Raw genomic sequence first — 17,634 nt, 5'->3', positions numbered from 1 at the left:
CGTCTCAGGGGCGCACGGCCCTGCGGACGTTGCGCAGGATGCCGGCCAGGGCGCCGCCCGCGCCGCCGGTGAGCGAGTTGCCGGCCTCGTGCGGCTCCAGCACGTTGCCGGCGGTGGGCGGCGTCTCCCGCGTCAGGTCGACCGCGCCCAGCCGGAACAGCGGGGCCACCAGCCGGTCGTAGACGAACGGCAGGGCGTGGTAGCCGAAGCGGATCACGTCGTTGGCCAGCGTCAGCTGCTCGCGCGCGTGGTCGTGGTCGAGGTGGTGCAGGATCTGCGCCGCGACCTTGTCCGGGCTGGAGACCGGCGGGGGCGGACGCCCCACGACGCCTTCGTAGTTGGCGGCCTGCTCGTAGATCGGGGTGTCGACCCCGCCCGGGGCGACGTAGCCGATGTGGACGTCGCCGAGGTCGCGGTTCTCCAGCTGGAGCTGGCGGGCGAGCGCCCGCACGCCCCACTTGCTCAGCACGTAGGCGCTCATGGTCGGGACGCCGATGTGGCCGATGACCGACCCCACGAAGAGCAGCGACCCCTCCTGCTGGCGGCGCAGCACCGGCAGCACGTGGCGGGCGACGTTCACCGACCCGGTCAGGTTGGTCCGCAGGACCCGGTCGAAGACCTCGGCCGGCACGTCCTCGGTGCGGCCGTAGGCCACGACGCCGGCGTTGCTCACCACCGCGTCGAGGCGACCGTGGCGCTCCAGGACGGCACCGACGACGCTCGCGACCGCCTCGTCGTCACCGACGTCGGCCGGCAGCACCAGGGTGGACCCGGCGCCGGCCTCCGCGCACTGGCGCGCCGCCTCCTCCAGCGCCGTCACGCCGCGGGCCACGAGCACGACGTGGGCGCCCTGCCTGCTCGCGCGCAGGCAGGTGGCCAGCCCGATCCCGCTCGACGCTCCGGTCACGAGGACGATCCGCTCTTCGACGTTCACGACGTCCAGGTACCCGCTCGTCGTCGAGGCATCGAACCCGCCGCCCCGGTTTGGGACGCCGCCCACGGGTCACCGGGAGGCCGACCCCCAGGAGGCGCCATGCAGGCCGAGATCACGCTCACCGTCGACGGCACCGAGCACCGCACGACGGTCGACACCCGCACCACGGTGCTCGACCTGCTGCGCGAGCGACTGGGCAACACCTCGCCCAAGAAGGGCTGCGACCACGGTCAGTGCGGGTCGTGCACCGTGCTGCTCGACGGCCGCCGCCACCTCACCTGCCTCGCGCTCGCGGTCGCCCACGACGGCGCCGAGGTCGTGACCTCCGCCGGCCTGGCCGCGGCCTCCGACGACGAGCTGCACCCGGTGCAGCGGGCGTTCCTCGACCACGACGGCCTCCAGTGCGGCTACTGCACACCAGGTCAGGTCTGCTCGGCGGTCGGGATGCTCGACGAGGCCGAGCAGGGCCACCCCAGCCACGTCACCGACGACCTGGAGGCCGTCCCCGAGCTCGACGACGACGAGATCCGCGAGCGGATGAGCGGCAACCTGTGCCGTTGCGGCGCCTACGCCGGAATCCTGGCCGCCGTGCGCGAGGCGGCCCGGTCATGAGAGAGCTGGCCTACCTCCGGCCCGACGACGTGGGCGCGGCCGTGGCCGCGGTGACCGACAACCCGCGCGCCCAGTACCTCGGCGGCGGGACCAACCTGGTCGACCACCTCAAGCTCGGCGTCACGTCGCCCGAGCTGCTCGTCGACGTACGCCGCCTGCCGCTCGACGAGGTCGAGGAGGTCGCCGGCGAGGACGGCCCGGTCCTGCGGGTCGGCGCCAACGTCCGCAACAGCGACGTGGCGGCCCACCCGGTCGTGCGCAGCGTGTTCCCCGCCGTCGCCCGCGCCCTGCTCTCGGGCGCCTCCGGACAGATCCGCAACCAGGCGACCACCGCCGGCAACCTCCTGCAGCGCACCCGCTGCGTCTACTTCCAGGACGTCACGACGCCCTGCAACAAGCGGGAGCCCGGCACCGGCTGCTCCGCCATCGGGGGCTACGCGCGCTACAACGCGATCCTGGGCGCGAGCGAGGCCTGCGTGACGACCCACCCCTCGGACCTGGCGGTCGCGCTCGCCGCTCTCGACGCCACCGTGGTCGTCCGCGGGGCCGAGGGCGAGCGGCGCCTGCCGGTCCGCGAGCTCCACCGGCTGCCGGGCGACCGGCCCGAGGAGGACACGACGCTCGCCCACGGCGAGCTCATCACCGCCGTGGAGCTGACCGCGGGCCGCCTGACCCGCCGCTCGACCTACTACAAGGCCCGCGACCGCGCGTCCTACGCCTTCGCGCTCGTGTCCGTGGCCGGCGCCCTGCAGCTGGACGGCGACACGGTGACCGACGTGCGCCTCGCCTGGGGCGGAGTCGCCCACCGCCCGTGGCGCGCCACCGTCGCCGAGGACGCCCTGCGCGGCTCGACCTTCAGCGAGGAGGCCGTGCTCGCGGCGTGCGACCGTGAGCTCGCGGCGGCTGTCACGTCCGAGGACAGCGCCTTCAAGGTGCCGATGGTGCGCAACGTCTCCGCCCTCGTCCTGGGGCGCCTCGCGAAGGAGGACCGATGACCGAGCTGCTCCCCGACCCCGTCCCGGCCCGCGCCATGGGCTCGGCCCGCCTGCGCGCCGACGGGCCCGCCAAGGTCACCGGCCTGGCGACGTACGCCGTCGAGCACCCGGCCGACGACCCCCTGCACCTGTGGCTGGTGCAGTCGACCGTCGCCCGCGGCCGGCTCGTCGACCTCGACACCGCCGCGGCGCTGGCGCACCCGGGCGTGGTGTCGGTGCTCGACCACACCAACGCGCCGCGGCTGGTCACCGACGACCCGGACACCACCGACCCCGAGCTGGTGGTCCTCCAGGACGACCGGGTCGCGTTCCGCGGCCAGATCGTCGCCGCCGTGCTCGCCGAGACCTCCGAGGCGGCCCGCGAGGGAGCGGCGCTGGTGACGGCGCGCTACGAGACGGAGCCCCACCGGGCGGAGCTGCGCGACGACTCCCCGGCCTACGCGCCCGAGAGCGTCAACCCCGACCAGCCCACCGACAGCGACGACGGCGACGTCGAGGCGGGTCTGGCCGAGGCCGACGTGGTCGTCGACCAGACCTATCGCACGGCCTACGAGCACAACAACCCGCTCGAGCCGCACGCCCTGAGCGTCACCTGGCTCGAGGACGACGACGGCCCGCGGGTCACGCTGGTCGACTCGACGCAGGGCGTGCACCCGGTCGCCGCGACGCTGGCGCCGATGCTCGGCCTGGAGAAGGACCGCGTGCGCGTGCGTGCGCCGTACGTCGGCGGCGGGTTCGGCAGCAAGGGCCTTCCCCACGCGCCGGAGATGGCGGCCGTCCTGGCGGCTCGGACGGTGCCGGGGCGTGCGGTCAAGCTGGCGGTGACGCGCCAGCAGATGTTCGCGCTGACCGGCTACCGCACCGCCACCGTGTCGCACTTCCGCCTCGGCGCCCGCGCCGACGGCACCCTGCTGGCCATCGACCACCAGGTCCGGGAGCAGACGTCGGCCCTCAAGGAGTACGCCGAGCAGACCGCGACCCCGACCCGGATGCTCTACGCCGCCCCGCACCGCCGCACCCGCCACCGCCTCGTCGAGCTCGACGTCGCCGTGCCGTCGTGGATGCGCGCGCCCGGGGAGATGCCGGGCGTCTACGCCCACGAGATCGCCATGGACGAGCTCGCGATCGCCTGCGGCCTCGACCCGATCGAGCTGCGGCTGCGCAACGAGCCCGACGTGGACCCCGAGACCGGCAAGCCGTTCTCCGGCCGGCGGCTGGTCGAGTGCCTCGAGCGCGGCGCCGACCTCTTCGGGTGGGCGGACCGCACGCCCGAGCCGCGCGCCACCGCCGACGGCGAGTGGTGGGTCGGCACCGGCGTGGCCAGTGCGACGTACCCGACGATGACGCAGGCCGGCAGCCAGGCGCGGGTCTCCGCCCTCGGCGGAGGGCGCTACTCCGTGGCGGTGGGCGCGGTCGACATCGGGACCGGTGCGCGCACCGTGCTGGCCCAGATCGCGGCCGACGCGCTGGGCTGCGCGGTCGAGGCCGTCGACCTGGAGATCGCCGACACGGACCTGCCGATGGCAACCGTGGCCGGGGGCTCCTCCGGCACCAGCTCGTGGGGCTCGGCCATCGTGGCCGCCGCCCAGCTCTTCCGCCGCGACCACGGCGAGGACCCGGACTCCGGGGTGCACACGACCGCCTCGGCGGCGCAGAGCCCCGGCATGGAGCAGTACGCGACGCACGCGTTCGGTGCGGTCTTCGCGCAGACGCGGGTGCACCGCTACACCGGGGAGGTGCGCGTGCCGCGCCTGCTCGGCGTCTACTCCGTGGGCCGCGTGCTCAACCCGGTCACCGCCCGCTCCCAGCTCCTGGGCGGCCTGACGATGGGGCTCTCGGCGGCGCTGTTCGAGGAGTCCCACCGCGACCCCCGGTTCGGCCACGTCGTGACGCAGGACCTGGCGACGTACCACGTGGCCTCGCACGCCGACGTCCGCGGCATCGAGGCCGTGTGGCTCGACGAGGAGGACCCGCACGTCAACCCGATGGGCTCGCGCGGGATCGGCGAGATCGGCATCGTCGGCACCGCGGCGGCCGTCGCCAACGCCACCTTCCACGCCACCGGGGTGCGGGTGCGCCAGATCCCCGTGACCGCCGACCGCTTCGTGGGCTGAGGCCGGCCGGCCCAGATACCCGCGGTACGCGAATCGCGGTCTTTCGCTGCGCGCGGGCTCCCGGAGTGACTAGCGTCACGCCATGACCAAGACCGGCTCCCTGCTCCGCGTGGCCGCCTGCTACCTCATCGGGCTGCTCGTGGCGGGCGCCTGGCTCGGTTGGGGGCCCGACACCCGGTGGCTCTGGCTGGACGGGCTCGTCGCGGACGTGCTGGCCACGCTGGTCGTCTACGCGTTCAGCCGTCGCTACGGCAACTCCAGCTTCTACGACGCCTACTGGAGCGTGCTGCCACCGGTCCTGGCCGCCTACTGGTGGGCCTCGGCGAGCCCCGACGTGAACGACACCCGAGCCTGGTTGGTCATGGTCGTCATCCTGGTCTGGGCGGTGCGCCTGACGGCCAACTGGGTCTACGCCTTCCCGGGCCTGCACCACGAGGACTGGCGCTACCCGCTGCTCAAGGACAAGGCCGGGAGGTGGGAGCCGCTGGTCGACCTGGTCGCGATCCACCTGATCCCCACCTTCCAGGTGTTCCTGGGCATGGTGCCGGTCTACGTCGCGGTGACCCGCACGGGCCGAGACGTCGGCTGGCTGGACGCCGTCGCGCTCGTCGTGGGCCTGGCCGCCGTCGCGCTGGAGCTCGCCGCCGACGTCCAGATGCACCGCTTCGTGCGAGACCGGCGCCCGGGCGAGGTCATGGACCGTGGCCTCTGGGGCTGGTCGCGCCACCCCAACTACTTCGGCGAGTTCGGGTTCTGGCTCGCGCTCGGCCTGTTCGGCCTGGCCGCCTCCCCCGGCTCCTGGTGGGTGCTCGTGGGCGCCGTGATGATGCTGGCGATGTTCCTCGGCGCGAGCATCCCGATGATGGAGGAGCGCAGCCTGGAGCGGCGCCCGACGTACCAGGACGTCGTCGACCGCGTCCCCCGCTTCGTGCCGCGGCCCCCGCGCCGGGCGACCGCGTGAGCCGACCGCGGGTCCTGGTCGCCGGGCTCGGCGACAGCGGGCTGCTCACCGCGATCCACCTGTCCCGGCACGCCGACGTCGTGGGGATCTCGGCCAAGCCCGCGCTCGTCAGCGGCCAGGAGCTCGGTCTGCGCCTCGCGGCTCCCGACGACTGGTCGCGCGACTACCTGGTCCCCTTCGACCGGTTCCGCCGCCTCGACCGCACCCGCACGGTCCACGGCACCCTCACCGGCCTCGACCTCCGCGCGCGCTCCGTCGGCGTCACGGCCGCCGACGGGACCACCGGCACCGAGGAGTACGACGTCCTCGTCATCTCCACCGGCGTCAGCAACGGGTTCTGGCGCCGTCCGGACCTGCAGTCCCACGACGAGGTGGCCGCCGCGCTCCGCGCCGACCACGAGCGCCTGGCCTCGGCCCGGTCGGTCCTCGTCGTAGGCGGTGGCGCGGCGGCGGTGAGCACGGCCCTCAACCTGGCCCGGTCGCACCCGGGGACGCACGTCGAGCTCTGCTACCCCGGCGAACGCGCCCTGCCCCAGCACCACGCCCGCGTCTGGAGCCACGTACGCCGCCGGCTGAGCGACGCCGGCGTCGTGCTGAGGCCGGGCCGCCGCGCCGTCGTGCCCGACGGCTTCGCGTGCGACGCGATCACCGACGCCCCGGTCGCCTGGAGCACCGGGCAGCCGCCCTCGTCCGCCGACGCCGTGGTCTGGGCGATCGGCCGGGTCCGACCCAACACCGGCTGGCTGCCCCCCGAGCTGCTCGACGAGCGCGGCTTCGTGCGCGTGACCCCGACCCTGCAGGTCCCCGGCCACGACGAGGTGTTCGCCGTCGGCGACGTCGCGGCGTCGGACCCGCTGCGCTCCTCGGCGCGCAACCGCGCCGACAAGCTGGTGGCCGCCAACATCCGCGCGCAGGCGGCCGGGCGCGAGCTCACGGCCTTCCGCGCCCCGCGTCGCCGGTGGGGCTCGGTTCTCGGACCGCAGCCCGACGGTCTCGAGATCTTCGCCCCCAACGGGCGGCCCTTCCGGATCCCCGCCTGGTCGGTCGGCACCGTGCTGCAGCCCTGGGTCGTGCGCCGCGGCATCTACCGCGGCATGCGCTCCTGAGCGCTCAGCGCCGCTGCAGCTCGTAGGCCGCGCTGATGGCCTCGCGGATCGCGTCGTCGTTGCCGTGGTCGAGCACCACCTGCACCTTGAGGTGACGCTCCATCGCGGGCGGCACCCCGAACGTCTCGGGATGCTCTGCCAGCAGGCGCTCGCGGGCCTCGAAGGTCGACCGCACGGTGAGCGTCGTGGCGTCCTCGAGCCGCACGACCAGCCGGTCGTCGACGTACCAGGCCGGGCGGGACGCCGTGCCCTTGCGCTTGCACCGTGGCAGGCCGCTCGCGTGGGCGGCGACGTCCTCGGGGGTCATGGTCCCGACCCTAGGAACGCCGACCGACGGCGTCCAGGACTCACAGGTGGTCGGGCACGACCAGGGCGTCAGGGTCCTGGCGCACCGGCATCGCGGCGACGCCCACCCGGGTGAGCTCCGCGGCGGCCGTCACGAGCCGCCGCCGGCGCCGGGCCGGCATCGCGTCCCAGGCTCCGGGAGTGCGGTGGTCGAGCAGCTGTCGGCTGCCCTCCTCGGCGGCCTGCTCGAGCTCGGCGTCGCTGAACTCCGGACGCGCGCCCACGGTCGCCCGCTCGGGCAGCGCCGTGAGCACGGGCAGCACGATCTCGCCGGCGGCCGACTTGCGGGGGTAGGCCTCGGCCCTGCTCAGCGCGTCGTAGGCCGCGTCCACGTCGCCACGCCTCCAAGGGGGGCGGGTCGCTGCGAAGAGCCGGCGCGCCACGGCGTCGACCGCCACCGTCATCTCGTGCTCGGTGAACCTCATGGCTCACCATCATGGGCCACGCCGTCGGACGCCGGGCCGTCAGGCGCCGGGCAGTCCGGCGCGCACGACACGGTCCCGACCCGCGAACAGCGCCCGCGCGGCGGCCGTGCCCGGACGCCGGGTGCGCCTGCGCCCCGACACCATCAGCAGCGTGCCGACGGTGACCCGTCCCGGGCGGCCGCGCGCGACCTCCGACTCCCGCTCGCTCGCGCGCAACGCCCTGGCCTCCCGGCGGACGTCGCGCCAGGAGCGCCAGGCACCCCCGTCGCGGGCGTCGCACGCCAGCAGCAGGCTTCCGCTCCCCCAGGCCATCAGGAACTGGTGCAGCGTGCCGACCAGGCGTCGCCTGGCTGGGGAGCCCGGGACGACCCCCAACGCCACGGCCGCCACCGGACGCCGTACGGCCGCGATCGTGTCGAGGACCAACTCGCAGCCGCCGTCGGTGTCGATGTCGACGGGCAGGCGGTGGACCCGCCCCGGCGGCACCAGCCCGGCCTCCGGGACCGACGCCCGGTCCGCCCACACCTCGTAGCCCCGGTCGAGCAGGTCCCGGACCAGCGGCCGGCCCACGTCCGGGCGCAGCCCCGCCACCACGGCCATCGGCCGGTCGACTCCCTTGGCATCCATCGGGTCCCTTCGTGCCGACTCCGGGGGTACCCCCGACGGCGGGTCCCATGCCGGTTGGGCGACGGCCTCCCGGGGAAGGCTGCCGCCATGCGACGCACCTGGGGCACGGCACTGGCACTCACGCTGACGCTGGCGGCGGCCGCCTGCGGCGGGACCGACGAGGAGCCGGACGGGCCGGGGCGCGAGGCCGGCGCCGACTTCTCGGTGACCTCCTCCCTCGCCCAGCTCCCGGCCCTGGACAGCGACGCGCACGGCGCCAACATCTCGGTCGCCGACGTCGCCGCCGTGCGCGCCGCCAACGGGCTCGAGGTCCCCGACCCCGCCGACGAGGACGCGGTCGGCGACTACGCGATCGCGATGACCGGCAACGACCCCGACGCCGTCGCCATGCTCAACCCCGGAGCCATCAGCCGCAGCTCGAACATCAACGACGAGCGTGGGCGCTTCGGCTTCTCCTGGCTCGAGTCCGACCGGATGGCGACCGTCTCCGCGCCTCCGGAGGAGTTCACCTGGGCCGCCTACGACGAGCCGGTCGAGCTGGCCGAGGACCTCACCGACACCGGCGACGGGACCTGGTCGACCGGCAGCGACGAGGACGGCGACCTCCTGGGCCGACCGGTCCAGGTGGCGACCGACGGCTCCGAGGCCGTCACGTCGCTCAGCACCGACTCGGTCACCGACTGGCTCGCCGGCGACGCCGAGACCCTCGCCGACGACGAGCCGCTGGGCGCGGTGGCCGGAGCGCTGGACGACCACGACGTGATCTCCGCCTACCTCATCCGCTTCGGGGGTGACGACGGCACGCAGAGCGTCGGGGTCGGCTGGACCGTCGACGACGGCGAGCCCGGCTTCGTGATCGCCTACGACGCCGGCGACGAGGACGCCGCGAGCGCCGCGCTCGACCGGCTGCGCGCCGACTACGCCGAGCCGAAGGTCACCGAGCACCTCGACGTGAGCGACGTGACCGCGCAGGGACGCACCGTCGTCGTCACCGCCATCCCGGTCGAGGGCCGCGTCTCGATCCTCCTCCAGCTCCTCCTCAACTTCGGCCTCCCCACCCTCCCCTGACCACCCGGTGCTCGAGCAGCGAGACGAACGCCGACCCCGCTGGTCGAGGTGCGAGCGAAGCGGGCTTCGAAACCACCTACCGGTGGTCGAGCAGCGAGCGCAGTGAGCGCCCGTCGAGACCCCGCGAGCCGCACGCCACCCCGGTGGTCGAGGAGGGACGAAGCCCCGTCTCGACACCACCCCCGTGCGAGCCACGACGGGGCACGCCCCCCAGCACCGGGCTCGTCGCCCGTGGGCTGGGCCGGTGCGGCAGGCTGGGCCCATGACAGCGGACGGAGCCCCCGAGCGCGGCGAGCGGCTGGCCCGGTGGCTGGACGACCTGGGGCTGGCCCCGCACCTGGCCGACGCCGGCCTGCCGACGTTCGAGCGCGACGCCGACGGACGTGCCCGCTGGACCGACCCGGGCACGGGCCTGCCCCTGGACGCCGACCAGCTGGAGCAGCTCGACCGGCTGCTGCACCAGGAGGGCTCCGAGCCGGAGCACGCCGTGCCCGTGCCGCTGCTGCTGATCGCCCGGCAGGCGCGCCTGCGCCAGGAGCTGCTCGACACCGAGTGGCTGACCTACGAGACGCTGGCCGAGCTGCGCGGCGCCTCGGTCAACGCGACCCGCTTCGCGGTGCACAAGGCGCAGGACGCGCACCGGCTGCTCGTCGTGGCCACCGAGAGCGGCACCGTCGTCCCGGCGTTCCAGCTGACGCCGGCCGGGGAGCCGCGGCCCGATCTGGCCCCGGTGATCGCGCCGCTGCTCGCCGCCGGGATGGACCCGTGGCGCGCCTGGGCCTGGCTCACCCAGCCCGTCGGGCTGCTCGGGGGCCAGGTGCCACAGCTGCTCGCCGCCGACCCCGACGAGGCGGACCTGGTGCGCCACGCCGCCGTGCGGCTGGCCGAGCGCGTCGCCGACCAGGGCTGAGCGACTCCGTCATCGCCCGGACAGCAGCGAGCCCGGCCGACCTCGTGGTCGACCGGGCCCGGATGCCTCTGACGGCTGGGCTCAGACCAGGTCGAAGCGGTCCAGCTCCATGACCTTGGTCCAGGCGGCGACGAAGTCGGCGACGAGCTTGTCGCGCGCGTCGTCGCTGGCGTAGACCTCCGCGAGGGCCCGCAGCTGCGAGTTGGAGCCGAAGACGAGGTCGACCGCCGTGGCGGTCCACTTCAGCTCGTCGGTCGCCGCGTCGCGGATCTCGTAGACGTTCTCCTCCGACTCCGACGCCTTCCACCGGGTCCCGGGGGCCAGGAGGTTCGCGAAGAAGTCGTTGCTCAGGACGCCCGGCCGGTCGGTCAGGACGCCGTGCTGCACACCGCCGACGTTGTTGCCGAGGGCGCGCAGGCCCCCGAGCAGCACCGTCATCTCGGGCGCAGTGAGGTCGAGCATGTAGGCCTTCTCCAGCAGCAGCGTCTCCGCGGGCAGCTTCTCGCCGGCCCGCAGGTAGTTGCGAAAGCCGTCGGCGCGCGGCTCCAGCACCCGGAAGGAGTCGGTGTCGGTCTGCTCCTGCGTGGCGTCCGTGCGCCCCGCGTGGAACGGCACGGTGACCTCCACGCCGGCGTCCTTCGCCGCCTTCTCGACCGCCGCGTTGCCCGCGAGGACGATCAGGTCCGCGAGCGAGACCTGAGCGCCACCGGCCGCGTTGAAGTCGGCCCGGATGCCCTCGAGCTTCTCGAGGACGGCGGAGAGCTGCTCGGGCTGGTTGGCCGCCCAGCTGCGCTGCGGCTCCAGGCGGATGCGCGCGCCGTTGGCACCGCCGCGCTTGTCGGTCGAGCGGAAGCTCGACGCCGAGGCCCACGCGGTGGCGACGAGGTCGGAGACCGAGAGGCCCGACTCGAGGACCTTGCTCTTGAGGGAGGCCACGTCGGCGTCGCCGACCAGCTCGCCCTGCACCGGCGGGACCGGGTCCTGCCACAGCTGGGGCGCGGGCACCCAGGGGCCGAGGAAGCGCTCGACCGGGCCCATGTCACGGTGCAGCAGCTTGTACCAGGCCTTGGCGAACGCCACGGAGAACTCGTTGGGGTTCTCCAGGAAGCGGCGCGAGATCTTCTCGTACTCCGGGTCGAACCGCAGGGCCAGGTCGCTGGTGAGCATGGTCGGCTTGCGCTTCGGCGAGTCCGAGGCCGGACCCGGGACGATGTCCTCGGCGTCCTTGGCCACCCACTGGAAGGCGCCGGCCGGGCTCTTGGTGAGCTCCCACTCGTACTTGAAGAGGAACTTGAAGAAGTCGTTGCTCCACCGGGTCGGGGTCGAGGTCCAGGTGACCTCGAGGCCCGAGGTGATCGCGTCGGCGCCCTTGCCGGAGCCGTAGCCGCTCTTCCAGCCCAGGCCCTGGTCCTCGATCGGGGCACCCTCGGGCTCCGGACCGATCAGGTCGGGGTCGCCGGCGCCGTGGGTCTTGCCGAAGGTGTGGCCGCCGGCGATCAGCGCGACGGTCTCCTCGTCGTTCATCGCCATGCGCGCGAACGTGGTGCGGATGTCCTTGGCCGAGGCCAGCGGGTCGGGGTTGCCGTTGGGGCCCTCGGGGTTGACGTAGATCAGGCCCATCTGGACCGCGCCCAGGGACTCCTCGAGCTCGCGCTCGCCGGCGTAGCGCTCGTCGCCGAGCCAGGTGTCCTCGGGACCCCAGATGATCTCCTCGGGCTCCCACACGTCCTCGCGACCGAAGCCGAAGCCGAAGGTCTGGAAGCCCATGTCCTCCAGCGCGACCGTGCCCGCGTAGACGAGCAGGTCGGCCCACGAGATCTTCTGGCCGTGCTTCTGCTTGACCGGCCACAGCAGGCGGCGGGCCTTGTCGAGGTTGGCGTTGTCGGGCCAGCTGTTGAGCGGGGCGAAGCGCTGGTTGCCCTCGCCCGCGCCGCCGCGACCGTCGTAGATGCGGTAGGTGCCGGCGGCGTGCCAGCTCATGCGGATGAAGAGGCCGCCGTAGTGCCCGAAGTCGGCCGGCCACCAGTCCTGCGAGGTGTTGAGCACCTCGACGATGTCGCGGCGCAGCTCACCGAGGTCGAGCTTGGCGAACTCCTCGGCGTAGCTGAAGCCCTCGCCGAGGGGGTTGGCCTTGGAGGAGTGGACGTGCAGCACCGACAGGTCGAGCTGGTTGGGCCACCAGTCCTGGTTGGTGTGGGGACGGCCGGTCTTGGCGGTCGGCGAGTCGATCGCGGGGTTCTCGCTCTCGCTGCCGTGGGCGGCGGCGGAGTCGTGCATGACCGGGCAGCCGGCCTCCTCCTTGCGATCCACCCCCTGGGGGCTCTCGGGGGTGCTGCTGTCCTGGCTGTCGCTCATGTGCTTCCTTCCGGCTGGCGGGTTCACTCGGTGAGGGATGGGGCAAGGGCTGCGGCCGCGCACTCGGGGCAGGTGCCCCAGTAGACGACCTCCGCCTCGTCGACCACGAAGCCGTGGTCGTCGGAAGCGGTGAGACAGGGGGTGTGGCCGACCGCGCAGTCGACGTCGGCGATCGCACCGCAGGTGCGGCACACGACGTGGTGGTGGTTGTCCCCGACGCGCGACTCGTAGCGGGCCGTCGACCCGGCGGGCTGGATCCGGCGGATGAGCCCGGCGTCGGTCAACGCCCGCAGCACGTCGTAGACGGTCTGGTGGGACACGGTGGCGTAGTCGCTGCGGACCCGTCCGATCACCGCGTCGGTGTCGATGTGCGGGTGGTCGTGCACGACCGCCAGCACGGCGAGGCGGGGCTGGGTCACCCGCAGGGACGCCTCGCGGAGCGCGACCTCGTGCGGGGAGCGGGACATGGCCTCACCCTAGGGCGTTTTCTGGAACCGATCAAGATTGCCGGCGGCCGTGTCGCCGTGCTCCGGCGGGTCCGACGGTCCGGGACCCGTCTCTTGGTGTCCGTCGACGAAGACGGCGTCGCTCCCCTCGACCAGCATGCGAGGAGGCATCGACGAGAGGACACCCGTGAAGGTCTACATCTCCGTGGACATGGAGGGCATCGCCGGCGTCGCGACCCTCGACCAGGTGGTGCGCGGCGGCCACGGCTACGAGCGCGCGTGCGCCCTGATGACCGAGGAGACCAACGCCGCCGTGCGCGGCGCCTTCGACGGTGGCGCGACCGAGGTGGTCGTCAGCGACAGCCACGGCACCATGGACAACCTGCTCCACGAGCGGCTGGACCCGCGCGCGCGACTGGTCTTCGGCTCCCCGCGCGGCTTCTGCATGGCGGAGGGCCTCACCGAGGAGCACGACCTGGCGCTGTTCGTGGGCTACCACGCGCCGGCGGGCGCACGGGGCGTGCTGGCGCACACGTTCTCGTCGCACTTCCTGGGCGTCCGGGTCAACGGCGAGGACGCCTCCGAGACGTCCGTCAACGCGCTGTTCGCGGCCACCCGCGGGGTGCCCGTCGGGCTCGTCACCGGCGACGACGTGATCTGCGACCTCGCGCAGGCGCTGCTGCCCGGCGTGGTGACCGCCGCGGTCAAGGTCGCGCACGGCTACTCCGCCACCTCCACCCTCGCGCCGGCGCCGGCGCGCGACCTGGTGCAGGCCCGCGCCCGCGACGCCGTACGTCGAGCGGACCGCATGCGCCTCGTAGCGGTGCCCGACAGCCTGCGGCTCGAGCTCGACCTGCCCAACATGCTGGCCGCCGAGATGGTCTCGGCCGTCCCGGGCACGACCCGGATCGGCGACCGGACGGTGGCGCGCGACATCGCCTCCGCCGACGAGCTCCTCGGACTGGTGACGGTCGGCTTCACGCTCGCCCACCACGCCCTGCTGGCGCGCAACGTGCTGGTGCGCGGCCACTGAAGAAGCCGAGTTTTCACCCCTCGGGGCGTAGCGGGACGACACCCCGGAGGGTCCGTCGGGTGTAGCCTCGTAGTGCTGCCCAGGTCTAGACATGGCCGTTTGCAGCCGACGGACGGATCTCACCATGCGTGGATCTCGCACAGACCGATGAACGGCCCCCTCGCGGGCCTCCCTCCCGCCCTCCGGGTGGGACTCCTCGACGATCACGACCTGGTCGCAGCCGGGCTCACCGGCATGCTGTACCCCTATCGCGACCGCGTCACGGTCGTCTCCGGTGAGATGCCCGACCCAGCGCTTCGCGGCGCCGACCTCGACCTCGTCCTTTACGACGCCTTCGCGGCGTCGGCCTTCGGCTCCCTGCCGGACCTCCGCCGCATCAGTGGGGTGCTCGGCGCCCCCATCGTGGTCTTCACACTGGAGCCGCAGGCCGAGCAGGTCGCCTCCGCGCGCGCGGCCGGCGCGCTTGCCTGCCTGTCGAAGGGGCTGGATGCGGACGCGCTCGTCCGCTCCCTGACCGCGGCCCATGCGTCCCACGCCGCCACGGCGGCAGGAGGGACCGCCGAGGAAGCAGCGCCGGAGCCCGAGACGCTCACGCAGCGGGAGGCGGCGGTGGTCTTCCTGATCGGGCAGGGTCTGAGCAACCGCGAGGTGGGAGCGGCGCTGTTCCTGAGCGTCAACACGGTCAAGAGCTACATCCGCCTGGCCTACCGCAAGATCGGCGCCGCCTCACGGTCGCAGGCCGTGATCTGGGCGGTCGGGCACCAGGAGGAGCTTCAGGGCTGCCTAGGCTCGCCGCCCCCCGCCGACTCCCGACGGCTCAGCTTGGTCGGGATCCGGGAACCTTCGGGTCTCGACTACTTCGGCCGCCACGTCGCGGAGCTTGCGCTCCGAGCGTGACGACAGGCGCGACAGCACCTGGAAGGCCCGGGCGCCGTCGAGGTCGAAGCGCTCCATGACGATGCCGGTGGCCTGCGCGATCACGGTACGCGTGTCCATGGCCTGGTTGAGCTGCTGGATCCTCGCCGCGCTGGACACCGCGATGGCGACGTGGGCCGCGAGCGCCAGCCCGTCCTCACGGTCCTCCAGGGTGAAGGCGTCGACCTGGCTGGAGTAGACGTTCAGGGCACCGAGGGTGTCCTCCGTGGTGAAGAGCTGGAAGGCGAGCACGCTGCGCAGGCCGGTCTCAGCGGCGACCTGAGGGCCCCAACGGGGCCACCGGGCGTCGAGCATCAGGTCGGGCGTGTGGGTGGTCTGCTCCTGCCAGACGGCGTCGAGGCACGGCCCTTCCCCGATCTCGTACTGGAGCTGGTCGGCTCGCGCCGCACGGTCGTCCGTGCACGCGTCGGTCTCCACCCTCCCGTCACGGTGCACGATCGAGATGCCGACGCTGTCGCACCCGGACAGGTTGGTCAGGGTGAGGTGGGCAGCACTCCGCAGGGTCGCTCCCGGGTCGTGCTGCTGTTGGAGCTCGCGGGCGGCCGATGCCATCCGCTCGGAGAGCGAGTCGAGGGCCATGCCTCCACCTTCGCACACCTTCCGGACCGAACCCATGCCCCTTCCGCCACCGGCCGCGCGATCGGACTGCTGACGAGGTTTGGGCCGGCCCCGCGCTGGGTAGTGGTAGCGCAGGATCGCCGGTTGACACCGCATCGGCCGACAGCGCGCGCTCACTCCAGGGCATCGCCGCGTTGTCACAGCCATGACAGGTGGAACCATGCCCACGTCTCCGCGCCCCGTCCGCATCACCCTGGTCAACGACTACCCAGTGATCGTCTCCGGGGTGGCCACGATGCTGGAGCCCTACGCGGACCGGATCGTCCTGGTGGAGGTCGAGGACGAGCTGCCGGCCGACGACGAGACCGACCTCGTCCTGTTCGACATGTTCGCCCATCTGCAGGGCGAGCACCCCGCGCTCGGCGACGTCATCCGCGAGGGTGGTCCGAAGGTGGTGGTCTTCACGTGGGTCGCCGATCCCGAGACGGTCGCGTCGGCCCTCCGGCAGGGGGCAGCGGGCTACCTCTCCAAGTCGCTGAGCCCGCTCGAGCTGGTCAAGTCGCTGGAGGACATCTGCAGCGGCGCGGTGGTCACGAGCGACACCTACGACGTGATGCTGGGCGAGGAGTCCGCCGACGCCCCGACGCATGCCTACGACCTCAGCCCGCGCGAGGCGGAGGTGCTCGCGCTCATCGCCAAGGGCCTGAGCAACAAGGAGATCGCCAGGACCGTCTTCCTCAGCGTCAACTCCATCAAGACCTACATCCGCACGGCCTACGCCAAGACCGGTGTCCACAGCCGCAGCCAGGCCGTGGTGTGGGCCCACGAGAACAACCTGGTCCCTCGAACCAGGAAGTCGGGCGTCGTCGCGCCCGGGATCGAGCGACGATGAGGCAGGGACGAGCCGGTCGTGGAACCCATCCCTGAGACCGTCCGTGCCATCGAGGACTTCGGACCATTCGAGATCGAGGACGAGGACCTGGTCGAGGAGCTGCGCCAGAAGGCCGCCCAGATCCGCGCGGTGGTCCCCCAGTGCGTGGGCCTGAGCATCAGTCCCAACGAGGACCACGTGACGTTCACGCTGGTGGCGACCGCCGCCGAGATCGCGCTGCTGGACGGGGTCCAGTACCTCGACGGCGGCCCCTGCGTCGAGGCCGGCGATGCCGAGCAGGTGCTCTCCTTCGACCGTGAGGGGCTGGACGAGAACGAGTGGCAGATGCTCGCCCAGGCCACGAGCGCGCTGGGGGTCGCCAGCACCCTCACCCTGCCGATCCTCCAGGGCACCCGGGTGGTCGGCAGCGTGAACCTGTACGCCTCGACCCCTCACGGCTTCGACGGTCACCACCGGGAGATCGCGGCGATCCTCGGCGCCTGGGCCCCGGGGGCGGTGACGAACGCGGACCTGTCGTTCAGCACCCGCAAGGTCGCGGAGCACGCACCGGAGGTACTGCGGGCCGACGTCGACCTCACCGTGGCGTGGGCGATCATCGCCCGACGCGACGGCACGGACCTGGACGCCGCCCGCCTCCGTCTCCGCGAGGCCGCTCGGCGCGCCGGCGTGAGCGAGGCCGAGCTGGCCGCCACCGTCATCGACCTGGAGCTGGACCAGGACCTGGACCCGGAGTAGCCACCGGCCCCACCACGTGAGCGACGATGCCGGGCAGCCCTCCGGGACGCAGTGCGGCGCCGATGACCACGAACAGGGCCAGGATCACGAGCAGCCGCTTGGAGATCCGGGGCTGGCGGGGTGCGCCGTCGTCGTCGTGCTGGTCGCCGGTCCGGCTGTCCGGTGCGGGCTCGGCGGCGGTGCCCGCCTGCCCACGCAGGTGCTCGACGGGAGGCTGGATCGTCGGCCGCGGCGCCGTGGTCGTCATCAGGCCGACACCGCCTCGGCCCGGGACCGGACCTCCTGAAGGGTGACGCCGTCGGGCGGGAGCGAGGGGATGCGGTCCAGCGGCACCCCGCGGGCCGACTCGCCGAGCTCGTCGTCGGGGCCGGCCAGGTGCTGGTTCGTGGCGGCGCGCAGCCGCGCGAGCGCCGAGTAGCGGTCGCGCACCAGCCGGAGCGACAGCTCCCGCGACAGGACGCCCCGCAGGGCCTCGCCCCGAGCAGCGGGTCCGCGGTACGTGTTCCGCCGTCGCTCTGCCACGGGCTCCTCGTCTCGTCCGTGAGTGCTCCGCCCGTCCGGGGCGGACAAGGTCGGCGGCCG

Annotated in this window: 20 protein-coding genes; 11 read left to right on the top strand and 9 right to left on the bottom strand. The window is 73.4% G+C overall.

Going from position 1 to position 17,634, the window contains the following annotated elements; all coding sequences use genetic code 11:
* Positions 1–4: 4 nt before the first annotated feature.
* Entirely contained in the window at positions 5–934 is a 930-nt protein-coding gene (locus E4622_RS22265) for an SDR family NAD(P)-dependent oxidoreductase (RefSeq protein ID WP_209022054.1), read from the bottom strand.
* Between the two features lie 99 nt (positions 935–1,033).
* Between E4622_RS22265 and E4622_RS22260 the strand changes: the two genes are divergently transcribed.
* From E4622_RS22260 to E4622_RS22240, 5 genes are all read left to right on the top strand, one after another.
* Positions 1,034–1,546: a 2Fe-2S iron-sulfur cluster-binding protein gene (locus E4622_RS22260; protein ID WP_134742427.1), complete on the top strand. Its 513-nt coding sequence runs from the start codon at positions 1,034–1,036 to the stop codon at positions 1,544–1,546.
* Entirely contained in the window at positions 1,543–2,541 is a 999-nt protein-coding gene (locus E4622_RS22255; RefSeq protein ID WP_134742426.1) for a xanthine dehydrogenase family protein subunit M, read from the top strand. Before E4622_RS22260 ends, E4622_RS22255 begins: the two co-directional genes overlap by 4 nt.
* A complete protein-coding gene (locus E4622_RS22250) occupies positions 2,538–4,655 on the top strand; it encodes a xanthine dehydrogenase family protein molybdopterin-binding subunit (protein ID WP_134742425.1) in 2,118 nt (705 codons plus the stop codon). Before E4622_RS22255 ends, E4622_RS22250 begins: the two co-directional genes overlap by 4 nt.
* An 82-nt stretch (positions 4,656–4,737) precedes the next feature.
* Entirely contained in the window at positions 4,738–5,616 is an 879-nt protein-coding gene (locus E4622_RS22245) for a DUF1295 domain-containing protein (RefSeq protein ID WP_167736203.1), read from the top strand.
* Positions 5,613–6,722 carry an FAD-dependent oxidoreductase gene (locus E4622_RS22240; protein WP_134742424.1) on the top strand — a complete coding sequence of 370 codons (1,110 nt, stop codon included), beginning with the start codon at positions 5,613–5,615 and terminating at the stop codon, positions 6,720–6,722. The genes E4622_RS22245 and E4622_RS22240 overlap by 4 nt, the downstream gene beginning before the upstream one ends.
* 4 nt (positions 6,723–6,726) lie before the next feature.
* Here E4622_RS22240 and E4622_RS22235 read toward each other — a convergent pair whose 3' ends face one another.
* The 3 genes from E4622_RS22235 to E4622_RS22225 are packed head-to-tail and all read right to left on the bottom strand — an operon-like array spanning position 6,727 to position 8,119.
* Positions 6,727–7,029, bottom strand: coding sequence for an MmcQ/YjbR family DNA-binding protein (locus E4622_RS22235; protein WP_134742423.1), 303 nt, complete (start codon positions 7,027–7,029; stop codon positions 6,727–6,729).
* A 40-nt stretch (positions 7,030–7,069) separates the two neighbouring features.
* On the bottom strand, positions 7,070–7,492 hold the full coding sequence (locus E4622_RS22230) for a hypothetical protein (RefSeq protein ID WP_134742422.1): 423 nt from the start codon (positions 7,490–7,492) through the stop codon (positions 7,070–7,072).
* 39 nt (positions 7,493–7,531) lie between these two features.
* Positions 7,532–8,119 (bottom strand): hypothetical protein, encoded by a 588-nt coding sequence (locus E4622_RS22225; protein ID WP_134742421.1) that lies wholly within the window; start codon positions 8,117–8,119, stop codon positions 7,532–7,534.
* Between the two features lie 87 nt (positions 8,120–8,206).
* Between E4622_RS22225 and E4622_RS22220 the strand changes: the two genes are divergently transcribed.
* The gene (locus E4622_RS22220; protein ID WP_134742420.1) at positions 8,207–9,187 is read left to right on the top strand and encodes a hypothetical protein; all 981 of its coding nucleotides are present in this window, start codon (positions 8,207–8,209) and stop codon (positions 9,185–9,187) included.
* Positions 9,188–9,449: 262 nt separating this feature from the next.
* On the top strand, positions 9,450–10,097 hold the full coding sequence (locus E4622_RS22215; RefSeq protein WP_134742419.1) for a hypothetical protein: 648 nt from the start codon (positions 9,450–9,452) through the stop codon (positions 10,095–10,097).
* Positions 10,098–10,178: 81 nt separating this feature from the next.
* On the opposite strand, the gene katG is transcribed toward E4622_RS22215, so the two are convergent.
* Both katG and E4622_RS22205 read right to left on the bottom strand, forming a co-directional pair.
* Entirely contained in the window at positions 10,179–12,452 is a 2,274-nt protein-coding gene (gene katG / locus E4622_RS22210; RefSeq protein ID WP_134742418.1) for a catalase/peroxidase HPI, read from the bottom strand.
* A 23-nt stretch (positions 12,453–12,475) separates the two neighbouring features.
* Complete coding sequence (locus tag E4622_RS22205) at positions 12,476–12,919, bottom strand: Fur family transcriptional regulator (protein WP_134742417.1); 444 nt, start codon at positions 12,917–12,919, stop codon at positions 12,476–12,478.
* A gap of 166 nt (positions 12,920–13,085) precedes the next feature.
* On the opposite strand from E4622_RS22205, the gene E4622_RS22200 reads away from it, so the two are divergent.
* Positions 13,086–13,931, top strand: a complete 846-nt coding sequence (locus tag E4622_RS22200; RefSeq protein WP_134742416.1) for a M55 family metallopeptidase — start codon at positions 13,086–13,088, stop codon at positions 13,929–13,931.
* A gap of 186 nt (positions 13,932–14,117) precedes the next feature.
* Positions 14,118–14,828 carry a response regulator transcription factor gene (locus E4622_RS22195; RefSeq protein WP_167736202.1) on the top strand — a complete coding sequence of 237 codons (711 nt, stop codon included), beginning with the start codon at positions 14,118–14,120 and terminating at the stop codon, positions 14,826–14,828.
* On the opposite strand, the gene E4622_RS22190 is transcribed toward E4622_RS22195, so the two are convergent.
* Positions 14,715–15,446 (bottom strand): GAF and ANTAR domain-containing protein, encoded by a 732-nt coding sequence (locus E4622_RS22190; protein ID WP_167736201.1) that lies wholly within the window; start codon positions 15,444–15,446, stop codon positions 14,715–14,717. The two genes, E4622_RS22195 and E4622_RS22190, sit on opposite strands and share 114 nt — an antisense overlap.
* A gap of 199 nt (positions 15,447–15,645) precedes the next feature.
* Between E4622_RS22190 and E4622_RS22185 the strand changes: the two genes are divergently transcribed.
* On the top strand, positions 15,646–16,317 hold the full coding sequence (locus E4622_RS22185; protein ID WP_167736200.1) for a response regulator transcription factor: 672 nt from the start codon (positions 15,646–15,648) through the stop codon (positions 16,315–16,317).
* Positions 16,318–16,335: 18 nt separating this feature from the next.
* Complete coding sequence (locus tag E4622_RS22180; RefSeq protein ID WP_134742412.1) at positions 16,336–17,052, top strand: GAF domain-containing protein; 717 nt, start codon at positions 16,336–16,338, stop codon at positions 17,050–17,052.
* On the opposite strand, the gene E4622_RS22175 is transcribed toward E4622_RS22180, so the two are convergent.
* Both E4622_RS22175 and E4622_RS22170 read right to left on the bottom strand, forming a co-directional pair.
* A complete protein-coding gene (locus tag E4622_RS22175) occupies positions 17,012–17,299 on the bottom strand; it encodes a hypothetical protein (protein ID WP_134742411.1) in 288 nt (95 codons plus the stop codon). The two genes, E4622_RS22180 and E4622_RS22175, sit on opposite strands and share 41 nt — an antisense overlap.
* Positions 17,299–17,574: a hypothetical protein gene (locus E4622_RS22170; RefSeq protein WP_134742410.1), complete on the bottom strand. Its 276-nt coding sequence runs from the start codon at positions 17,572–17,574 to the stop codon at positions 17,299–17,301. Before E4622_RS22170 ends, E4622_RS22175 begins: the two co-directional genes overlap by 1 nt.
* Between the last annotated feature and the right edge of the window lie 60 nt (positions 17,575–17,634).

The sequence above is a fragment of the Nocardioides sp. 503 genome, assembly GCF_004522095.1.
Taxonomy (GTDB): Bacteria; Actinomycetota; Actinomycetes; order Propionibacteriales; family Nocardioidaceae; genus Nocardioides.
This window is presented reverse-complemented; position numbering and strand designations above follow the sequence as displayed.